We start from the raw sequence: 18,335 nt of genomic DNA, 5'->3' as shown, positions 1-18,335 counted from the left end.
TCAGAAGGTTGCCGAGAAGCTCGCCCACAGGCGGCTGGCGTCCGCCTCGCCGCCGGAGGGGCGACCGGCGGTGGGTTTGGCCCACTGGAGATCGACCGCATAATTGTCGTTGCGGGCCACCAGCAGGCCGACCCCCACCGCCGACAAATGGGCGTCGGCCGCCTCCCCCGGGGCCGGCGCGAGGCGCCGTACCGCCCCGTAGTCGGCGAACAGCCGCAGGGTGGCGTCGAGCCCTTCGCCGAGCGTCATGCGCCGGCGCAACTCCGCGGTGAACAAGCCGCCGCGGTCGCCGCGCTCGGCGGCGAGCAGGTAGCCGCGCACGCTGTCGGGCCCACCGAGGCTGAACTTCTGGGTGTCCACCAGGGGATCGGGGGACCACACCAGTTGGCCCCGCAAGTAGAGGCTCAAGCGCTCCGCCAGCCGCCGCTCGTGACTGGCGTCGACCACCAGCCGCAACCGCTGACGGTTGTTGGCCTGACCGTCGGGATTGCGGCGGAAATTGCCGCCGAGGGTCGCCGAGAGCGTGCTCACCATCCCCTCTTTATAGATGAAACTGGCGTCGACGCTCGCCTCCAGCAGGGTCAGCCGGGTATCGCTCACCGGCGTCCCGAGGGCCGTGGACTCCGCCTCCTGGTGACTCAACGCCAGCCCCAGCACCACGTTGCGCTCGCGGCTGCGCACCCAGGGATAGCTGTAGTCGAGACGGCCGGTGGAGGTGTTGCCGGCGATGCCCAGGGGCTGGAACAGCCACCCCACCTGGTAGTCGGCGTAGGAGTAGGAGGCGCCGAGCCGGGCGCCGTCGCGGCCGACGGGAAGGTCGTAGCCGAGGGAGACGTTGTCGAGCAGCCCCTGCTCGGTGCGGGTGTAGCCGATGTCGAGCGCATCACCGCGACCGCCGGGATTGTTCCAGCGCAGGGCGGTACCGAACCGCCACTCGCCCACCGCGCGGGTGCCGTGGTTGTCGAGGCTGACGCTGCCCTCCCAGCGCTTCTCCTCCATGCTGAAGACGATGTCCGAGGTGCCGTACTTCGCCCCCGGCTGGACCACCGAGCGGGCGGTCAGCCCCGGCAGGTCGTCGAGCAGCAGCAGGCAGCGCTCGAGGTCGGCGAGGCGGAGCACCGTACCGGGAGCGATCCGCGCCAGGCGAGCGGCGAGGAAGTCGTCGCCGTAGCCTTCGTTGCCCTGGAAGCGCAGGGCATCGACCCGTCCCTCCACCACCGCCAGGCGGATCACCCCGCCGCTCACCTTCTGCGCCGGCACGGTGACGATGGCCAGCGGAAAGCCCCGTTTGTGGTAGTAGCCGGTGAGGACATCGGAGACCCCGTAAATCTCCTCCAGGGTGAGGTCCCGACCCTCCCACTCCTCAACCAGCGCCGCCAGCTCCTCGATGGGGATCGACTCGTTGCCGTGGATGACAAAGCGGTTCACCCGCACCCGCTTGCCCCCCTCGGGCAGCGGCGGCCGGCTCGGTGCCGGCGTCTCCACCGCCGGTCCCGGCTCCACCGGCACCACCGCGCGGGGCCGCTTCAGGCTCTCCTGCACCGTCCCCGCGCTGGGCGGCACCGACTGCGCCAGGGCCACGGCGGGCAGCAGCAAGGCGGCGAGGAGGACGGTTCTGGACATCGGGTGGACCTGCACAGGGACGAGTTACGGGATAATACGTAGGATATTGCCCAATACATCTTACCGAGATTCCGGCCGCTGCGGGATAGAGAAGCGGTCGCATCGGAATCACGTGGACGTAAAAACCGACCGTTTGGCGGAAAAATCGACCGCTAACGGAAAACTCCGGAGATTGGAGGATTTCATCGGGAACCCTTGGGCCTCTTCGCGCACGCCGTCCATCCTCCGTCGAGGGTACGATATTGGACCCGGCGACCGGCAGATGCCCGGTAATAGATCACCGACGAGGAGTAACCGGCGGCAAATCGCTCCGACACGCCCTCGTAGGGTGGATAAGAAAACGGGGCGCCGCAGCGCCCCGTTTGCTCTTCCAAACCCATGATGAAAAGCGGCGCTAGCCGATTTTCATAGCTCGTCCTCCATCGCGATAAAGCCGCACGGGCACTCCTCGGCGCACAGCCCGCACCCCTTGCAGAAGTCATAGTCGAAGACGTAGTGGGAGCCGTCGGCGGCCAGCTCCTGGATCTTCAGCACCGCGCTGTCGGGACACAGCGTCCAGCAGTTGTCGCAGGCGAAGCAGTTGCCGCAGGAGAGGCAGCGCTTGGCCTCGCGCTGGGCATCGCCCGAGCCGATCCCCTGCTCGATCTCGGCGGATTCGCCGCGCTCTTCCACCGGCAGCACCGGCTCCACCGGCCGCAGGCCGGCAGGATAGTAGTTGAGGTTGAGCGCCTCCAGGCCGACCGGCTCGCCGACCTTCTCCACCGTCGGCTCCAGGCCGTGGATCCGGCGGTCGATGGCGTGGGCGGCACGGCGGCCGTCGCCCACCGCGCCGCTCACCGTGCCGGTGGTGCCCCGGCGGGCGTCGCCACCGACGAACAGCGCGGGGTGGCCATCGAGACGGCCCATCGCGTCGGCAGTGAAGCGGGTGGCGTTGTGCAGCAGCCGCTGCATGCCGAAGTGCTCCACCTCCTGGCCGATGGCGGGGATCACCTGGTCGACGTGGAGCACCGTTTCGGTCCCCTCGAAGGCGACCCGCTCGGGCTTGCCGTTGCCGCGGTCCATCTTCTTCATGTGGACCATCTCGATCCCCACCACCTGCTCGCCGCGCAGGATCAGGCGACGGATGCCGCGGTGCTCGTGGAAGGTGACCCCCTCCTCCATCGCCTGGTCGATCTCGCGGGGGATGGCGCTCATGCGGTCGGCCTCCAGCACGTCCGGACCGGGCAGCCCCTGGTGGGTGACCACATGGACCTCTTCGACCCCGGCACGGCGCAACACCCGGGAGAGATCGACGGCGGTGTTGCCGCCGCCGACGATGGCGACGCTCTTCGGCCGCACCACCTCGCCGACGGCGACCCACTCCTTGAGCAGGTCGAGGCCGACGTGGAGGTCGCGCGGGGTGGCGCCATCGATGCTCCACTCCCGCGGCCGCTGGGTGCCGGGGCCGAGGAACACCGCGCGGTAGTCCGCCTCCAGCTCCTCCAGAGACATCTCGCGGCCGAGCCGGTGGTGGGCACGGAACTCGATGCCGGTGCCGAGGATACGGTCCACCTCGGCGTCGAGGATGGTGCGCGGCAGGCGATAGGCGGGGAGCGCGGTGCGCAGGGTGCCGCCGGCGGCGGGCAGTTCGTCGAACAATGTCACCCGGTAGCCGAGGCGGATCAGGTGGTAGGCGCAGGAGAGGCCGGCCGGGCCGGCGCCGACCACCGCCACCGGCGGGGCATCGGGGGCGGGGCGGGTCATCGGGTAGTCCCACCCCTGCTCGATCGCCTGGTCGCCCAGGTAGCGCTCGACGCCGTGGATGGCGATCGGCTCGTCCACCCCGCCGCGGTTGCAGACGTTCTCGCAGGGGTGGTGACAGACCCGGCCGGTGACCGCCGGCATCGGGTTGGCGGCGACGATCGCCTCCCAGGCGGCGCGGGTGTTGCCCTCCTCCAGCCGCGCCAGCCAGCTCTGGGCGTCCTCGCCGGCGGGGCAGGCGACGTGGCAGGGGGCGGCGAGGTGGTGGTGGACCGGGCGCTGGACCCGCCAGGTGCCGGTCTTGAAATTGGTGGAGGTGCCGGCATGGGCGTAGGCGCTGCGGGTCAGAGTAACCATCTTGGTAACCTTATGAATGCTTGATTCTTAATGTTGAATGTTGAATGAGAGGAGCGCGCGACGCGCGTTCCACGAAGCATTCAACACTCACCATTCGACATTGGCCGAAAGGCACTACGCCCAACGCATCCCGCCGCGCCGAACGGTATCGGCCCCCTCGGTGTCCATCGGGTCGGGACCATCGCCCATCAGACCGTAGGTCTCGATGTTGTGGTCGGCCAGCGCCTGCAGGTGCTCCTGCTCCTCGCGGGCGCGGTGATCGTCGGCGAACAGGTGACGGAAACGCGCCTGGGCCTTGAGGTACTCGGCCACCGGGTGCTTCTCGCGGATCGGCATCACCCCGGCGAGCCGCCCGCGCTCCAGCTCGATCACCGGGTAGAGCCCGCTCTTCACCGCCAGGCGCGCCACCGCGATCGACTGGTCCCCTTCGTGGCCCCAGCCGAGCGGGCAGGGGGAGTGGATCTGCAGGAAGGTAGGGCCGTCGATCGCCAGCGCACGGCGCACCTTCTTGCGGATGTCGGAGGGGTAGGCCACCGAGGCGGTCGCCGCGTAGGGGATGTGGTGGGAGGCGATGATCGAGATGATGTCCTTCTTCAGGTGGCGCTTGCCCATGCGCTCCTTGCCCGGCGGCGAGGTGGTGGTCATCGCCGCGTGCGGGGTGGAGGAGGAGCGCTGGATGCCGGTGTTCATGTACGCCTCGTTGTCGTAGCAGACGTAGAGCACGTTGTGTCCGCGCTCGAGCATGCCGGAGAGCGCCTGGAAACCGATGTCGAAGGTGCCGCCATCGCCGCCGAAGGCAAGCACCTTGGTGGAGCGTCCCTGCGCCTTCAACGCCGCCTCCATGCCGGAGGCGATGGCCCCGGTGTTCTCGAACAGCGAGTGCATCCACGGCACCCGCCAGGCGGACTCGGGCCACGGGGTGGTGAAGATCTCCAGGCAGCCGGTGGCGTTGGCCACCATCACGTCGGGGCCGGCCGACTCCATCACCAGCCGGGCGGCCAGCGCCTGCCCACAGCCGAGACAGGCGCGGTGGCCCGATTCGATGCCCTGGAAGCGGGGCTGTTTCTTGCGCAGCTGGGCGATGTCGATTGCGGTTTCGTTCATGTTGCGATCCCAACTCTCAATTAGGTTCTTGCCACGGAGGCACGGAGTTCACGGAGCAGAAGAATTTCGATATGGACGCCATTTCGTCTCCGTGCCCTCCGTGGCTCCGTGGCGATCGAGGTCAACGGTCTTCTTCGGGCAGTTTGTTCAGGTCCGCGTCGAAGACGCTGAAGCGGATCGGCGTCTCGGCCGCTGCCACTGCATCGAGGATCCGCGGATAGATGTCGAGCGGGATGTCGCGACCGCCGAGGCCAACGGCCAGACTGTGGACCCGCGGCGCCTGCTCCAGCTCGGAGAGCGCCGAGCGCACCTCGCCGGCAACGATGCCACCACCGCCCAGGGAGAGGGCGCGCTCCACCACCGCCAGATCCTTCAATCCGGCGCAGGCCGCCTTCAGCGCCTCCACCGGGAAGGGGCGGAAGGAGCGCAGCTTGATCAGCTTCACCGGCCCCCGTTCGGGGTACGCCTCACGGGCATCCTTCAAGGTACCGAGCACCGAACCGGTGACCAGGATGGCGGTCTCCGCCTCCTCCGGGCCGTCCACCTCCAGCAGGCCGCCGCAGGCCCGCCCGCTCTGCTCTGCCCACTCGCGGTCCACCGCTTCGATCACCGCCTGGGCACCCTCCAGGGCGGCGTGGTGGGAGTGGCGCGCCTCGGGGTAGAAGTCGGGGGAGACCAGGGTGCCGACGCTGATCGGCTTGGCCGGGTCGAGGGCGCGGGAGAAGACGTAGGGGGGGAGGAAGCCGTCGACCAGCTCCTGGTCGGGGATGTCGATGGGCTCCAGGGTGTGGGTGAGGGTGAAGCCGTCGACGCAGACCATCACCGGCAGCTCGGTCTGCTCGGCGATCCGGTAGGCCTGGATGGTGGTGTCCACCGCCTCCTGGTTGTCGGCGCAGTAGAGCTGGATCCAGCCGGCGTCGCGCACCGCCATGGAGTCCTGCTGGTCGTTCCAGATGGAGAGCGGGGCGCCCACTGCACGGTTGGCGCAGGTGAGTACCAGCGGTACCCGCAGACCGGCGATGTTGTAGAGCACCTCGGCCATCAGCAGGATTCCCTGGGAGGCGCTGGCGGTGTAGGAGCGAGCCCCGGCCATGGCGGCCCCGAGCACCACCGAAGCGGCGGAGAATTCGCTCTCCACGCTGACGAACTCGCACCGGAAGCGGCCGTCGGCCACCAGTTTGGAGATGTTCTCCACGATGTGGGTCTGCGGGGTGATCGGATAGGCGGCAACGACCGCGGGACGGCAGAGGGCGACGGCCTGGGCCAGCGCCTGGGAACCTTCGAGAGCTTTTTGCATCGGTAACCTCAGATTCGCGGTCAGTGTTGAGTGCTTAACGTTATGGTATTTAGTGGAGGAGTCGCGCTTCGCGCTCCTGCCAAAACACCGCGCCGCAGGCGCCATATTCACTCAACATCAAAACACTCAACACTAAACACTGGCGGTCCAGGCGCCGGCCTCGACCTTCTCCGCCGCCGCCTCCACCAACCGGGTGTTCTTCTCCAGCACCCCGCCCTTGAAGCGATGGGCCAGGGTCTTCACCAGCGCCTCCTGGGGCAGCAGGCCGGTGAGGTTGAGGAAGGCGGAGAGCAGCGCGGTGTTGGGCACCGGTCGACCGAGGATCTCCTTGGCCATGGCGCCGGCGGGCAGGGCGGTCATCTCGATGCCGAACTCCGCGGAGAGCTCCGCGGAGTCGCGGGTGGAGTTGACCAGGATGCGCCCACCCGCCTGGAGACCGTCGAGCACGCCGGGGACGTGGAGCAGCGCCTCATCCTGGATGATCAGGAAGCCGGGTTCCAACACCTGACAGCGACGGCGTACCGGCTGGTCGTCGATACGCACGAAGGCGACCACCGGGGCGCCGCGCCGCTCGGCGCCGAAGGCGGGAAAGGCCTGGCCATGACGGCCCACCTCGAAGGCGGCCATGGCGAGGAAATAGGCGGCCACCACGTTGCCCTGGCCGCCGCGGCCGTGGATACGAATCTCTATCATGGGAATTCCTACGCTCGTAATCCAGTTAAGGATGAATCATCCATCGTGAAGTGCAACCCTATACGGAGAATATTTCACTGGGAAGAAAGGGGTGAATGGTCGATTCACCGCCGGCTCCATATGCCCGGACCGCTTAGGGAAGATGTACTCCTTCCGCGTCCCTCATCTCTTTTCTTCGATCAACATGTCCCCGAAGGGGGTGCGTTGACGCCGATAGCCGGGGGGGATCTGATCGTCCGGGATGAAGTGGGGGTCGATCCGGTAGACCCCCTCGCTTACCTTTTCGGGAGGCGGCGGTGCGATCACTTTCGGCCTCTCCGCTCCCCCCTCCTCTTCTGCCCGGGGCTCGGCCGCTCGGGCAGCCGCGTCGCTCGGCAGGGAGAGGTGGGCATGGAGCTCCAACCGGTACTCCGTTCCGTCGCCGGAAACCAGCACCAGGGTCCGCCCCTCGATGGACCTCACCACCATGCCGCCTACCTGTCCCCCTTCGCCCACAACCAGTTGGCTGCCGCCGGTGGTGACGTAGGCGCTCTTTTTTCCGCCGAGCTGGGTAATCGCATCCAGACGTAAGTCTGCAGCGCCGGCGGGCGGCAGATGGCAGGCAAGCAGTGCGACGAGCGCTGCGCCGCATCCGCGAAACCGGGGCATGGTGACACTCCTGACAAAAAACATCTTTTCCGCCTCCCTGAGACCAAAAGAGGCGCGCCGGAGTTCACCGGCAACGCCTCCGATCAGGCTCTCCATCAACCGCCGGGCTCAGCAGGACCGGGCGGTGGGATCTCGCTCCCATCCTCTTCGCAACCGATCCATCCCGTCCGTCCCCGACCCGTCCAGCGTGTCGGGGACGGAGCACTCAGCCCGGCCATTGCGCGGCGAGTTGCCCCTCACAACTCAGGGTAGTTCCCCACCTCCAGGGCCGGGAAGCGGTGGGTCTGCTGGCCCTGATCAGTCACCTCGACCACGAACTCCGACTCCTGCGCCGTGCCGAAGAGGTCGCGGAAACTACCGGCGGGGAAGGAACCACGGGGGAAGGTGAAAGTGGTCTTGTACATCTGGTCACCGTTGCCGATATCCCCCTCGGCCGTCATCCCCATGGCGAAACTGCCACCGTTCTTCAGGGTAACGTTCTGCAATGCAGTGGCGCCCGCCCGCACGATCGCCTTCACGTCGAACTGCGAGTCGTCGTAGTCGAGCAGGGCGGGATCGAAACCGACCAGCAGCACCTGCGGCTTGAGTCGACTCGGGCCCCGGGTGGTGTAGGCGGAACCGCTGGAGGCACTGCTCGAGGCGGTCACATCGGGGTTGTTGCCGTACTCCAGGCTGGGGAAGCTGTGGGTCAGCTGGCCCTGGTCGGTGACGGTGATGTTGTACTCGCCGCTACCGCTGCCGAAGAGATTGGCCAGCTCGGTACCCGAGGCGAAGGAGCCGCGCGCGAAGGTGTAGGTCGCGCCGTACACGCCATCCCCGTTGGTGAGGCTGCCGCGCAGGGTCATGCCGTTGGCCAAACCGCCGGTGTTCTCGGAGAGGCTCACGGAACTGATCGGGGTGGCGCCCTGACGCACCACGGCGAGGATATCGAACGAGGTGTCGGTGATGTCCACCAGCATCGGATCAAAACCGGCCATCAGCACCTGCGGACGCAGCTTCACCCGGCGATCGGCCACCGGCGTGGTGGTGATTGCCGCCGGGCGGGTGACGGTGACGCTGGTGGTGCCGGTGACACCCTCGGTATCGGTCGCGGTCACCGCCAGGGTGTTGCTCCCTTCGGCCAGATCGAGCGAGGCACTGAAGGTACCGGAGACCACGTTGACCAGGGCGGCGCTCTCGCCGGTGGTCTCGTTGCGCACGGTCACCTCCTCGATTCCCACCACCCGGGCATCGCGGAACAGCGCAATCAGATCGGCCGGCGCAGAGGCGTTGAGGTAGACGCCGCCGCCGGCGGTGGCGATCTCCTGCATGTCGCTCTGGTAGGAGGAGCCGCTGCCCAGCCCCACCACGTTGACCACCGCATGGGCGGCGGCGCTGGTCGCGGCATCGACCGGCGAGGTGCCGGTGTCGTTCGCGCCATCGGTGAAGACGACGATGACGTGGGAGGCGTTGGCGCGGCCGTTGGCCGACAGCTCATCCGCCGCCTTGGCGATCCCCTCGCCGATGGCGGTATGTCCCCCCGGCGAGGCGTGGCTCAGGAGTGCCTGCTCGACGCTGCCGGAGACCGTGGCGACCTCGCCGAGGGAGACGTCGAGGCTCGCGGAGCTATGGAAGAAGACCATGCCGACGTGGACGTTGACCTGGGGGCCGAAGGAGTTCATCAACTGGCGAACCGCCTCGAAACGCTCCCGGGTCGGGTCGCTCACGAAGAGGCTGCCGGAATCGTCCAGCACCAGCATCAGGTCGATGCCCTGCCCACCGCCGACGGCGCTGGCGGTGCCCTGAACCAGGACGTGGTCGGCGTCCACCGTGGCACTGTCCAGCGGATCGTCGATCACCACGCTGGGCGCGGCCCAGGCACCAAGCGGAAGCGCCAGCGCGGCGACGGCCAGCAGACGCTTCGATAAGGAACGGATTTGATCAAACATGAACGTGACCCCCTTGTCTGTTATTCAATATCCGGCCTGAGGACTCTCCATCAATCCGGCCGCCATGGCAACTCATTCCGCACGGGCATCCGTCGATCCATCGATCGGTTGGGGCCGCGGCGACTCTCCCGGCGCGCCCGGCGAGGGGCTGGTTGCGACAGGAGGTGCCACGAAAGCACCGCTCCCCGCCACCATCTCCCTCGCCGAACTCATCCATTCTCCTCCCCCGCCGGGCAACTGCCCGCGGGCGACGACGATCACCTGCAACGGCACGCCGGACTGGCGGGTCTTCGCGGGAAGCCCGACTTCGACCGCCAAGTGGCGCTCGCCACCCGCTGCCACATCGAAGTCGGGAATCACCAGGAAACCGCGTTTCGGTTGACCCGCTTCGGCGGGGAGCGCCTCACGCGCACTGTCACGGAGCAGCCGAACGGCCACCGCGTCGAAATCGATTCGCCCGTTGACCCCCACCAGAACCACTCGCAGCTCGCCCGAACGCGACCCACTCGCATCACCACGAACCGCGACCCGGACCTCCACCCGAGCCCCACCGTCGTCCCGCCAGCGGGTTTCGGTGGTCAACCCCACCCCGACGCCGCCATCCGGCAACGGCTGCGCGCCGAACCCGCCGAAAGCGTGCGCCGCGGAGGCGAGGGAGAGCGCGGCGGCGGCCAGCGCGAGGAGGCGCAGAACACGGGGAATACACGTCATCGGGTTCGGGTCATCCGTTTGATCTGGAAGGGAGCGCCGGGCGGTCGCCAAAACAACCTGCTCCGCTACGGCAAGGCCGGGTAGTTGCCGAACTGGATGTCGGGGAAGCGATGGCTGGTCTGCTGGCTCTCATCCACCGCCTGGATCCCGTACTGTCCCGGCTGGTCTCCCCACACCGTGGACAATACCAGACCCTCGGGGAAGGCACCGCGCGGGTAGGTGAATATCAACCGATACAAGCGGTCGCCGTTGGACAATTCGCCCGCTTCGGTCATCGCCATGCGGAAGCTGCTCTCGTTCTGGGTGGCCGTCACCTGTTGAATCGGGACCGCACCGTCACGCACCACCGCCAGGACGTCGAACTGGGTATCGGCGATATCGAGGATGGAGGGGCTGAAACCGGCCATCACGACCTGCGGCACCAGACGCTTGGTGACGTTGTAGACCACCGGCTCCTCCGCCTGCGCGGCGTTGCTCGCCATCGCCGGGGCGTTGTGCACCTCCAGGTTGGGGAAGGCGTGGCTGCGCTGCTGCCCCTGGTCGGTGACCACCACGTTGAACTGGTCGGCCTCCGCGCCCCATGCAGTACCCATGACCTGGGTGCCGAATGCGTTGCGCGGGAAGGTGAGGGTTGCACGGTAGACCTCATCGCCGTTGGCCAACACCCCCGAGCGGAGCATCGCCATTTCGAACGTGCCGCCGGGGTGGCGCAAGCTGACCGTCTCGATCGGCAGGGCGCCGGGACGCACGATGGCCACGATGTCGAACTCGGTGTCGTCGAAGTCCACCTGGGAGGGACTCACGCCGGCGGCGATCACCTGGGGCCGCAGGCGGGCGGTGGTGTCGTAGCTCAGGGGGACCGGCGCCTCCACCACCACCGTCTGCTCGGCGCTGCCCTGGTATCCCGCATCGTCGGTCACGGTCAGGGTGATGGTGTATTCACCGGCCGTATCGAAGATCATGTCGGCGCTCTCGCCGCTGGCGCGCTGGCCATCGGAACTCGACCACTGGTAGTCGACGATCCTGCCGTCGGCAGCGCTGGAGCCGGAGGCGTCCAAGGCGACACTCAGCGGCACGGTACCGCTGTCGGGGGTCACCGTGAAGTGCGCTGCGGGCCCCGCCACCACCTCGATCTCACCGCTGGTGATGCGGGAATCGAACGCCAGCTCCACCTCATGCAGGTTCTCGGAGCAGGCGTTACCATTGACGTAGGCCGAGTTGCGCACCTCGACCTCCACCAGACCATCGGCGGCGTAGGCCGCCATGTCGGCCTGGGGAATGGTGAAGGTGGCGCTGCCGGAGCTCACGCAATCGCGGGTACCGTGGGTACCGACGCGCTCGCCGTCGACGAAGATTTCCGCATATTCGTAGCTCGCCCCGAACTCCCCCGACACCGCGACGGTAAGAGTCGCGTCTCCCTGCACCTCACCACTGGGGACGGTGAAGAGATGGCGGGTGACCCCACCGTTGGCCGTGGTGGAGAAATCCTCCGAGCTGGTCTGATCGAAGGTCGTGGTCTCGCCCGTCACGGCACTCGCGCTCAACCCCTGATCGTCGAGAACGGTCAGGTTGACCCGATAGGAGCCGGGCCGGTCGAAGGTCATCTCGGCCACCTGCCCGGTAGCGCTCTGCCCGTCGGAGGCGAGCCACCGATACTCGACGATCCGACCATCGGGGTCGCTGGAGGCGGAGGCATCCAACGTCACCGTCAACGGCGCGGCGCCGCTGGAGGGGGTCGCGGTGAAAGAGGGCTCCGGCGGCTGGGGCTGATCGGTAACCGTAATGGTGGAGCTGGAGGTGGCGGTAAGGCCATCGTCATCGGTCACCGTCAAGGTCACCAGGTACTCGCCGACGCTGTCGAAGGTGAAACGGGACGACTGGCCGGAGCCGCTCCTGCCGTCGCTCAGCGACCACTGGTAATCGACGATACTGCCGTCCGGGTCGCTGGAGGCGGCGGCGCTCAGCACCACCGTCAGGGGTACCGCCCCACCGTTCGGGGTGGCGGTGAACTCCGCGGTGGGCGGCCCTTGCACCGTCACCTGGCCGGTCGCGCCCTGGTTGTAACTCAACTCCACATCGTGGGTGTTGTCGTTGCAGAAGGCATACACGCTACTGCTGTTGCGCAGCTCCACCACCACCTCGCCGTCGGCGGCGTAACGCTGGAGATCGGCCATCGGGATGTCGATGGTGGCGTACTCCGGTTCGCTGCAACGCAGGGAGACGCTCTGCCGACCATAACTCTCCCCGTCGACGTAGATACTGGTGTAGGCGTAGCTGCTGTAGTAGTAGCCCGCCAGCCCGACCCGCAGGGAGCCATCGGAGAGCACCCCGTCACCGGGGACCTCGAACACATGGCGGGTGATCGCCCCGGTGGTGGAGAAGGTCTCGTGGCTGCTGGCGCTGACCGGAGTGACCGCGTTGACGGGGTCGCTGGTCGCGCTCAGGCCCTGGTCATCGACCACCGTCAGGGTGACGGTGTAGATGCCTGCGCTGGAGAAGGTGAGAGAGGCGTTCCGGCCGAAGGTAATCTGGCCGTCGGAACTGACCCAGCGGTAGTCGACGATGTTGCCGTCCTCATCGCTGGAGGCGCTGGCATCCAGGGAAACGGTCAGCGGTGCAAGCCCCTCGCCGGGCGACATCGTGAAGCGGGGAACCGGGTAGAAATCCTGGCTGACGTTGATGGTCTGCTCGGCGGTGGAGGTATTGCCGCTGTCGTCGGTCACCGTCAGCGTGACCACCTGGGCCCCCCCACCGGTGAACGTCATCGTGGCGGTCTGGCCGGCGGTGCTCTGGCCGTCGGAACTGGACCACTCGTAGCTGACGATACGGCCATCCGAGTCGCTGGAGGCGGTCGCATCGAGGGTCACCGTGAGCGGGGCGGCCCCGCTATCGGGGGTGGCGGTAAAACTCGCCACCGGGCGCGCCTGGACGCTGATTTGCGCGGATTCGGAGGTCGTGCTCTCACCCTGATCATCGGTGACGGTGAGCGTCACCGTGTAATCGCCGGCGGAAGAGAAGGTAAGCGACGCCTGCTGACCGGAGGCGCTCTGGCCGTCGGAGCTGCTCCACTGGTAGTCGACGATGCCGCCGTCCGCATCGCTGGCTGCACGCCCGTCGAGCGCCACCGTCAGCGGTGCGCTGCCGCTGGCCGGGGTTACGAGGAAGTCGGCGACCGGTGGCGCACCGAAGGCCGCCTTCGCGAGCAATGCCCCTGTGAGAATCACACACGCCCGAAGCACTCCTGCCAACCGACCGACCATGGGTGGACTCCTCATAGATCTTCACAATGAAGCGCGGCGACCGGCCGCGAACGCTCCCCGACCACGCACTTCGCCGCGCGGCGGGAGGTTGATTCTATCCCAGAACACCACCGCCACAAGCCCACCTCCGGCCAATCCGCCACAGCCTCCCCCGGATCGATGACCGGCGGCCGCCCTCGACCGACGGGTGGCCGCCATCGACCTGGATCAGGCGATGGTCACCTGATCGGATAGATAGACGTCCTGAATCGCGTTGAGCAGCGCCACCCCCTCGGCCATCGGCCGCTGGAACGCCTTGCGCCCGGAGATCAGCCCCATGCCGCCGGCCCGTTTGTTGATCACCGCGGTGCGCACTGCCTGCGCCAGGTCATCGGCCCCGCCGGAGGCGCCGCCGGAGTTGATCAGTCCGGCACGGCCCATGTAGCAGTTGGCCACCTGGTAGCGCACCAGATCGATCGGGTGCTCGGAGGTGAGTTCGCTGTAGACCTTGGGATGGGTCTTGCCGAACTTCACCACGTTGTAGCCGCCGTTGCCCTCGGCCTGCTTCTGCTTGACGATGTCCGCGCCGAGGGTCGCCGCCAGATGGTTGGCCTGACCGGTGAGGTCCGCGCTGGTGTGGTAGTCGACCCCGTCGACTTTGAAGGCGGAGTTGCGCAGGTAGGCCCACAGCACCGTGGCCATGCCCAGTTCGTGGGCGTGCTGGAACGCCTCGCTCACCTCCTGGATCTGGCGGCGCGACTCGGGCGAACCGAAGTAGATGGTCGCCCCCACCGCCACCGCGCCCATGTCGAAGGCCTGATCCACCGAGGCGAACAGGGTCTGGTCGTAGAAGTTGGGGTAGCTGAGGATCTCGTTGTGGTTGATCTTGACGATGAACGGGATCTTGTGGGCGTAACGCCGCGCCACCGACTGGAGCACGCCGAAGGTGGAGGCGACCGCGTTGCACCCCCCCTCGATGGCCAGCTCGCAGATCTTCGCCGGATCGAAATAGTCGGGATTGGGGGCGAAGGAGGCGCCGCCCGAGTGCTCCACCCCCTGGTCCACCGGCAGGATCGAGAGGTAGCCGCGACCTGCCATACGGCCGGTATTGAACAGCGTCTGCAGCGCGCGCAGCACCCCCGGCTTGAGGTCCTTATCCGCCACCACCCGGTCCACGTAATCGGGCCCCGGCAGGTGGAGGCGGGAACGGTCGATGGTCTTCGAGGTGTGGCCGAGCAGCCCTTCGGCCTCCTCGCCCAACAGGGCGGCGATGTCGGTGGTCATGGTCTCGCTCCTTTTAACGGTCGTGTTGCTGTTCGAATGTTCAAGCAGTATAGGCACTCGCCGGTGAACCGCCGGTGACAGCGGAGCCTCGGCGCCCGCGCCACGTAGGTTGGCGCTACCACGCCGACGTGAACGGAAGCACCGCGCTTTCGTCATCCGCCACGTTCACCGAGTGGGACCTCCCGACCCGAACGAATGTCGTGGCCGTACGCCCGCTGCATTCGTTCACGTCGGCGCGGTAGCGCCGACCGTTGCACCGCTCACTCGTAGGGCTCATAGCGCAACCAGCGGTAGCGCGCCTCGGCGGACTCCCCTCCGTAGACACCGCACCAGTCATCGAGTTCTTCACAGGCCCAGCCGTGCCCCCACCCCACCGTCAACGCGACACCGAGCCACCCCATACCGGTCCAAGTCGCCCGCTCTCTTCGCCCACTCATCTACGCCCCCTTCGGAAAAACCGGTTCAAAAATGGCGGTTGAAGGTGGAGTATGCCGCGCAGCCCCCCACGACACATTCATTTGCCCTGCGGGATCGAAACGCGCTATAGTGCGCGGCTCTTCGCCCGGCCAAGAGAAACGTTGACCGGGGGCGGCGGAGCCGTTAGAATCTCCGCCCTTTTCGAGGCAGGACTTTTTTGGAGTAGTCTCCCATGTATGCGGTAATTCGAACCGGCGGCAAGCAGTACCGAGTGAGCGAAGGCGACGTCATTCGCGTGGAAACCCTGGCCGCCGAGGCCGGCTCCAGCGTGGAGCTCGGCGACGTGCTGATGATCGCCGACGGCGACGAGATCAAGATCGGCACCCCGGTGCTCGAAGGCGCCAAGGTGACCGCGGACGTCACCGCCCACGGCCGCCACAAGAAGATCGAGGTCGTCAAGTTCCGTCGCCGCAAGCACTTCGATCGCCGCACCGGCCATCGTCAGAACTACACCGAACTGAAGATCACCGGCATCGCCGGCTGAAACCGAGAGGGCTTACACCATGGCACATAAAAAGGCAGGCGGCTCCACGCGCAACGGCCGCGATTCAGAGAGCAAGCGCCTCGGCGTGAAGATCTTCGGCGGCCAGAGCATCAACGCCGGCAGCATCATCGTCCGCCAGCGCGGCACCCGCTTCCACCCCGGCGTCAACGTCGGCTGCGGTCGCGACCACACCCTGTTCGCCAAGGCCGACGGCAAGGTGGTGTTCGAGATCAAGGGCCCGAACAACCGCAAGACCGTCAGCGTCGTCCCTGCCTAAGCGGGACGTCGCCTCGGCGCCGAAAAGCCCCGCCCTTGGCGGGGCTTTTTCGTTTTCTAAAGAAATGGACAGGATTAACAGGATTTTTCAGGATTAACAGGTTGTATTCGAGCCGTCTCCCTTCTGGCCTGTAAATCCTGAAAAATCCTGTTAATCCTGTCCATTCTTCTTACACCCCAACGGGCCCACCGCCATGAAATTCGTCGACGAAGCATCCATCCATGTGAAGGCCGGGGACGGCGGCAACGGCTGCGTCAGTTTCCGCCGTGAGAAGTACATCCCCAAGGGCGGACCCGACGGCGGCGACGGTGGCGACGGCGGCAGCGTCTACCTGATCGCCGACTCCCACCTCAACACCCTGGTGGACTTTCGGCACGTGCGCCGCTATCAGGCGCAGCGCGGCGAGAACGGCATGGGCAAGGAGCGCACCGGCAAGGGCGGCAGCGACCTGGAGATCCCGGTGCCGGTGGGCACCGTGGCGATCGACATCGACACCGAGGAGACCCTCGGCGACCTGGTGGCGGCGGGCCAGCGGCTGCTGGTGGCGCAGGGCGGTTTCCACGGCCTCGGCAACACCCGCTTCAAGAGTTCGGTCAACCGCACCCCGCGCCAGTCCACCTCCGGCACCCCCGGCGAGGCGCGCGACCTGCGCCTCGAACTGAAGTTGCTCGCCGACGTCGGCCTGCTCGGGCTGCCCAACGCCGGCAAGTCGACCCTCATCCGCGCGGTCTCCGCGGCGCGGCCGAAGGTGGCCGACTACCCCTTCACCACGCTGATCCCCAATCTCGGCGTGGTGAGCATCGAGGAGCACCGCAGCTTCGTCATGGCCGACATCCCCGGCCTGATCGAGGGCGCCTCCGAGGGGGCCGGGCTCGGCGTGCGCTTCCTCAAGCACCTCTCACGCACCGGACTGCTGCTGCACGTCATCGACATCGCCCCCATCGACGGCTCCGACCCAGTGACGGAAGCGCACAAGATCGTCAATGAGCTGGCCGCCCACAGCGAAGAGCTGGCCGACAAGGAGCGCTGGCTGGTGCTCAACAAGACCGACCTGCTACCCGACGAGGAGGCCGCCGCGCGCTGCACCGAGATCGTCGAGCGGCTGGCGTGGGAGGGCCCCGCCTTCCGCATCTCCGCCGCCCTCGACCAGGGGACCCGCGAACTCTCCTACAAGATCATGGAGCACCTGGAGGCGCTGCGCGGTTTCGAGGAGGAGGCCGAGCAGGCCGACCAGCCCTACGATCCAACGCAGGGCTGACGGCACCTGTAGGGCGTGCCGCGCGCGCCTTGCCGAACGAAGCCACCGTTCAACAACGCCGACACGCCGCGGGACAGACGGCAGATCCTTTTGACATGGCGCGCACGGCGCGCCCTATAGGTGCCCCTCGCGCTCATCAATGGAGCCACCTACAATCCGCTGATGGACCGCTTCAAGAACCCCTACGCCCACGGGAGCAACGACACCCTCGGGGTGCTCGCGATCAACCTGGGCACCCCCGACGCCCCCACCCCCTCCGCACTGCGCCGCTACCTCGGCGAGTTCCTGTGGGACCCGCGGGTGGTGGAGATGGCGCGCCTGCCGTGGTGGCTGATCCTCCACGGAATCATCCTGCGCACGCGCCCCAAACGCTCCGCCCGGCTCTATGAAAAGGTGTGGCAGGCGGACGGCTCACCGCTGCTGGCAATCGCCCGCGGCCAAACCCGCAAACTGGAATCCGAACTGGCCCGGCGCCTGGAGCGCCCGACCAAGATTGCCCTCGGCATGCGCTACGGCAACCCCTCCATCGCAGCCGCCCTGACCGAATTGGCCGCGGCCGGCTGCACCCGCATCGTCGCGCTGCCCCTCTACCCCCAGTACTCCGCCACCACCACCGCCAGCAGTTTCGACGCCCTGTTCGACGAGCTGAAGGGGTGGCGCCGCCAGCCGGAGCTGCGCCTGATCGCCGGCTACCACGACCACCCCGGCCACCTCGACGCCCTCGCCGCCTCGGTGCGCGACCATTGGACGGCCCACGGACGCGGCGACCGGCTGCTCTTCTCCTTCCACGGCATCCCGTTGCGCTACGCCCGGGCCGGCGACCCCTACCCCGAGCAGTGCCGACGCACCGCCGCGGAGGTCGCCACGCGGCTGGAGCTGAGCGACGAGGAGTGGGCGATCGCCTTCCAGTCCCGCCTCGGCAAGGAGGAGTGGCTGCGCCCCTACACCGACGAGACCCTGGCGACGTGGCCGTCCCAGGGGATCCGACGGGTTCAGGTACTCTGCCCCGGCTTCTCCGCCGACTGCCTGGAGACCCTGGAGGAGATCGCCGGGGAGAACCGCGAGACCTTCCTGGCGGCGGGCGGTGACGACTACCACTACATCCCCGCCCTCAACGACCGCGACGACCATATCGCCGCGCTGGCGGGGTTGGTGATGCGGCATGCCGCGGGGTGGGGTGAGCAGGTGTGAACGGTGTGGAGCAGCGCGCCGAGT

The 18,335-nt window shown here is 67.4% G+C and carries 15 protein-coding genes; 4 read left to right on the top strand and 11 right to left on the bottom strand.

The window, feature by feature from the left end; translation table 11 throughout:
* The 11 genes from ACYQ2W_RS02165 to ACYQ2W_RS02115 form a co-directional block, all read right to left on the bottom strand.
* Window positions 1-1,623, bottom strand: coding sequence for a ShlB/FhaC/HecB family hemolysin secretion/activation protein (locus ACYQ2W_RS02165; protein ID WP_459862944.1), 1,623 nt, complete (start codon window positions 1,621-1,623; stop codon window positions 1-3).
* 405 nt (window positions 1,624-2,028) lie between these two features.
* Window positions 2,029-3,720 (bottom strand): FAD-dependent oxidoreductase, encoded by a 1,692-nt coding sequence (locus ACYQ2W_RS02160; RefSeq protein ID WP_459862943.1) that lies wholly within the window; start codon window positions 3,718-3,720, stop codon window positions 2,029-2,031.
* A 114-nt stretch (window positions 3,721-3,834) separates the two neighbouring features.
* A complete protein-coding gene (locus tag ACYQ2W_RS02155; RefSeq protein ID WP_459862942.1) occupies window positions 3,835-4,824 on the bottom strand; it encodes a thiamine pyrophosphate-dependent enzyme in 990 nt (329 codons plus the stop codon).
* Window positions 4,825-4,945: 121 nt separating this feature from the next.
* A complete protein-coding gene (gene porA / locus ACYQ2W_RS02150) occupies window positions 4,946-6,121 on the bottom strand; it encodes a pyruvate ferredoxin oxidoreductase (RefSeq protein WP_459862941.1) in 1,176 nt (391 codons plus the stop codon).
* Window positions 6,122-6,253: 132 nt separating this feature from the next.
* The gene (locus ACYQ2W_RS02145; RefSeq protein ID WP_459862940.1) at window positions 6,254-6,814 is read right to left on the bottom strand and encodes a 2-oxoacid:acceptor oxidoreductase family protein; all 561 of its coding nucleotides are present in this window, start codon (window positions 6,812-6,814) and stop codon (window positions 6,254-6,256) included.
* A 162-nt stretch (window positions 6,815-6,976) separates the two neighbouring features.
* Window positions 6,977-7,462: a hypothetical protein gene (locus tag ACYQ2W_RS02140; protein ID WP_459862939.1), complete on the bottom strand. Its 486-nt coding sequence runs from the start codon at window positions 7,460-7,462 to the stop codon at window positions 6,977-6,979.
* Between the two features lie 236 nt (window positions 7,463-7,698).
* Window positions 7,699-9,390 carry a VWA domain-containing protein gene (locus tag ACYQ2W_RS02135; RefSeq protein ID WP_459862938.1) on the bottom strand — a complete coding sequence of 564 codons (1,692 nt, stop codon included), beginning with the start codon at window positions 9,388-9,390 and terminating at the stop codon, window positions 7,699-7,701.
* A gap of 72 nt (window positions 9,391-9,462) precedes the next feature.
* On the bottom strand, window positions 9,463-10,101 hold the full coding sequence (locus ACYQ2W_RS02130) for a hypothetical protein (protein WP_459862936.1): 639 nt from the start codon (window positions 10,099-10,101) through the stop codon (window positions 9,463-9,465).
* A 65-nt stretch (window positions 10,102-10,166) separates the two neighbouring features.
* On the bottom strand, window positions 10,167-13,325 hold the full coding sequence (locus ACYQ2W_RS02125) for a PKD domain-containing protein (RefSeq protein ID WP_459862934.1): 3,159 nt from the start codon (window positions 13,323-13,325) through the stop codon (window positions 10,167-10,169).
* Window positions 13,326-13,568: 243 nt separating this feature from the next.
* Entirely contained in the window at window positions 13,569-14,624 is a 1,056-nt protein-coding gene (locus ACYQ2W_RS02120; protein WP_459862933.1) for a class I fructose-bisphosphate aldolase, read from the bottom strand.
* Window positions 14,625-14,884: 260 nt separating this feature from the next.
* Window positions 14,885-15,061 (bottom strand): hypothetical protein, encoded by a 177-nt coding sequence (locus tag ACYQ2W_RS02115; protein ID WP_459862931.1) that lies wholly within the window; start codon window positions 15,059-15,061, stop codon window positions 14,885-14,887.
* Between the two features lie 212 nt (window positions 15,062-15,273).
* Here ACYQ2W_RS02115 and rplU point away from each other — a divergent pair, with 212 nt between their 5' ends.
* The 4 genes from rplU to hemH all read left to right on the top strand — a co-directional run bounded on the left by rplU (window position 15,274) and on the right by hemH (window position 18,311).
* Window positions 15,274-15,585 carry a 50S ribosomal protein L21 gene (gene rplU, locus ACYQ2W_RS02110; protein WP_459862930.1) on the top strand — a complete coding sequence of 104 codons (312 nt, stop codon included), beginning with the start codon at window positions 15,274-15,276 and terminating at the stop codon, window positions 15,583-15,585.
* 19 nt (window positions 15,586-15,604) lie between these two features.
* Window positions 15,605-15,862, top strand: a complete 258-nt coding sequence (gene rpmA / locus ACYQ2W_RS02105) for a 50S ribosomal protein L27 (RefSeq protein ID WP_459862928.1) — start codon at window positions 15,605-15,607, stop codon at window positions 15,860-15,862.
* 193 nt (window positions 15,863-16,055) lie between these two features.
* Window positions 16,056-17,120, top strand: coding sequence for an Obg family GTPase CgtA (gene cgtA, locus ACYQ2W_RS02100; RefSeq protein WP_459862927.1), 1,065 nt, complete (start codon window positions 16,056-16,058; stop codon window positions 17,118-17,120).
* Between the two features lie 120 nt (window positions 17,121-17,240).
* Window positions 17,241-18,311: a ferrochelatase gene (gene hemH, locus ACYQ2W_RS02095; RefSeq protein WP_459862925.1), complete on the top strand. Its 1,071-nt coding sequence runs from the start codon at window positions 17,241-17,243 to the stop codon at window positions 18,309-18,311.
* The last annotated feature ends 24 nt before the right edge of the window (window positions 18,312-18,335 follow it).

It is taken from the genome of Endothiovibrio diazotrophicus (assembly GCF_054657215.1).
This window is presented reverse-complemented; position numbering and strand designations above follow the sequence as displayed.

Excerpts from the sequence above, each read along its gene's own strand:
- ACYQ2W_RS02115 (WP_459862931.1), bottom strand. The coding sequence starts at position 15,061 with ATGAGTGGGCGAAGAGAGCGGGCGACTTGGACCGGTATGGGGTGGCTC.
- ACYQ2W_RS02155 (WP_459862942.1), bottom strand. The coding sequence starts at position 4,824 with ATGAACGAAACCGCAATCGACATCGCCCAGCTGCGCAAGAAACAGCCC.
- ACYQ2W_RS02130 (WP_459862936.1), bottom strand. The coding sequence starts at position 10,101 with ATGACGTGTATTCCCCGTGTTCTGCGCCTCCTCGCGCTGGCCGCCGCC.
- ACYQ2W_RS02135 (WP_459862938.1), bottom strand. The coding sequence starts at position 9,390 with ATGTTTGATCAAATCCGTTCCTTATCGAAGCGTCTGCTGGCCGTCGCC.
- ACYQ2W_RS02165 (WP_459862944.1), bottom strand. The coding sequence starts at position 1,623 with ATGTCCAGAACCGTCCTCCTCGCCGCCTTGCTGCTGCCCGCCGTGGCC.
- cgtA (WP_459862927.1), top strand. The coding sequence starts at position 16,056 with ATGAAATTCGTCGACGAAGCATCCATCCATGTGAAGGCCGGGGACGGC.
- rplU (WP_459862930.1), top strand. The coding sequence starts at position 15,274 with ATGTATGCGGTAATTCGAACCGGCGGCAAGCAGTACCGAGTGAGCGAA.
- ACYQ2W_RS02120 (WP_459862933.1), bottom strand. The coding sequence starts at position 14,624 with ATGACCACCGACATCGCCGCCCTGTTGGGCGAGGAGGCCGAAGGGCTG.
- porA (WP_459862941.1), bottom strand. The coding sequence starts at position 6,121 with ATGCAAAAAGCTCTCGAAGGTTCCCAGGCGCTGGCCCAGGCCGTCGCC.
- ACYQ2W_RS02145 (WP_459862940.1), bottom strand. The coding sequence starts at position 6,814 with ATGATAGAGATTCGTATCCACGGCCGCGGCGGCCAGGGCAACGTGGTG.
- ACYQ2W_RS02160 (WP_459862943.1), bottom strand. The coding sequence starts at position 3,720 with ATGGTTACTCTGACCCGCAGCGCCTACGCCCATGCCGGCACCTCCACC.
- rpmA (WP_459862928.1), top strand. The coding sequence starts at position 15,605 with ATGGCACATAAAAAGGCAGGCGGCTCCACGCGCAACGGCCGCGATTCA.
- ACYQ2W_RS02140 (WP_459862939.1), bottom strand. The coding sequence starts at position 7,462 with ATGCCCCGGTTTCGCGGATGCGGCGCAGCGCTCGTCGCACTGCTTGCC.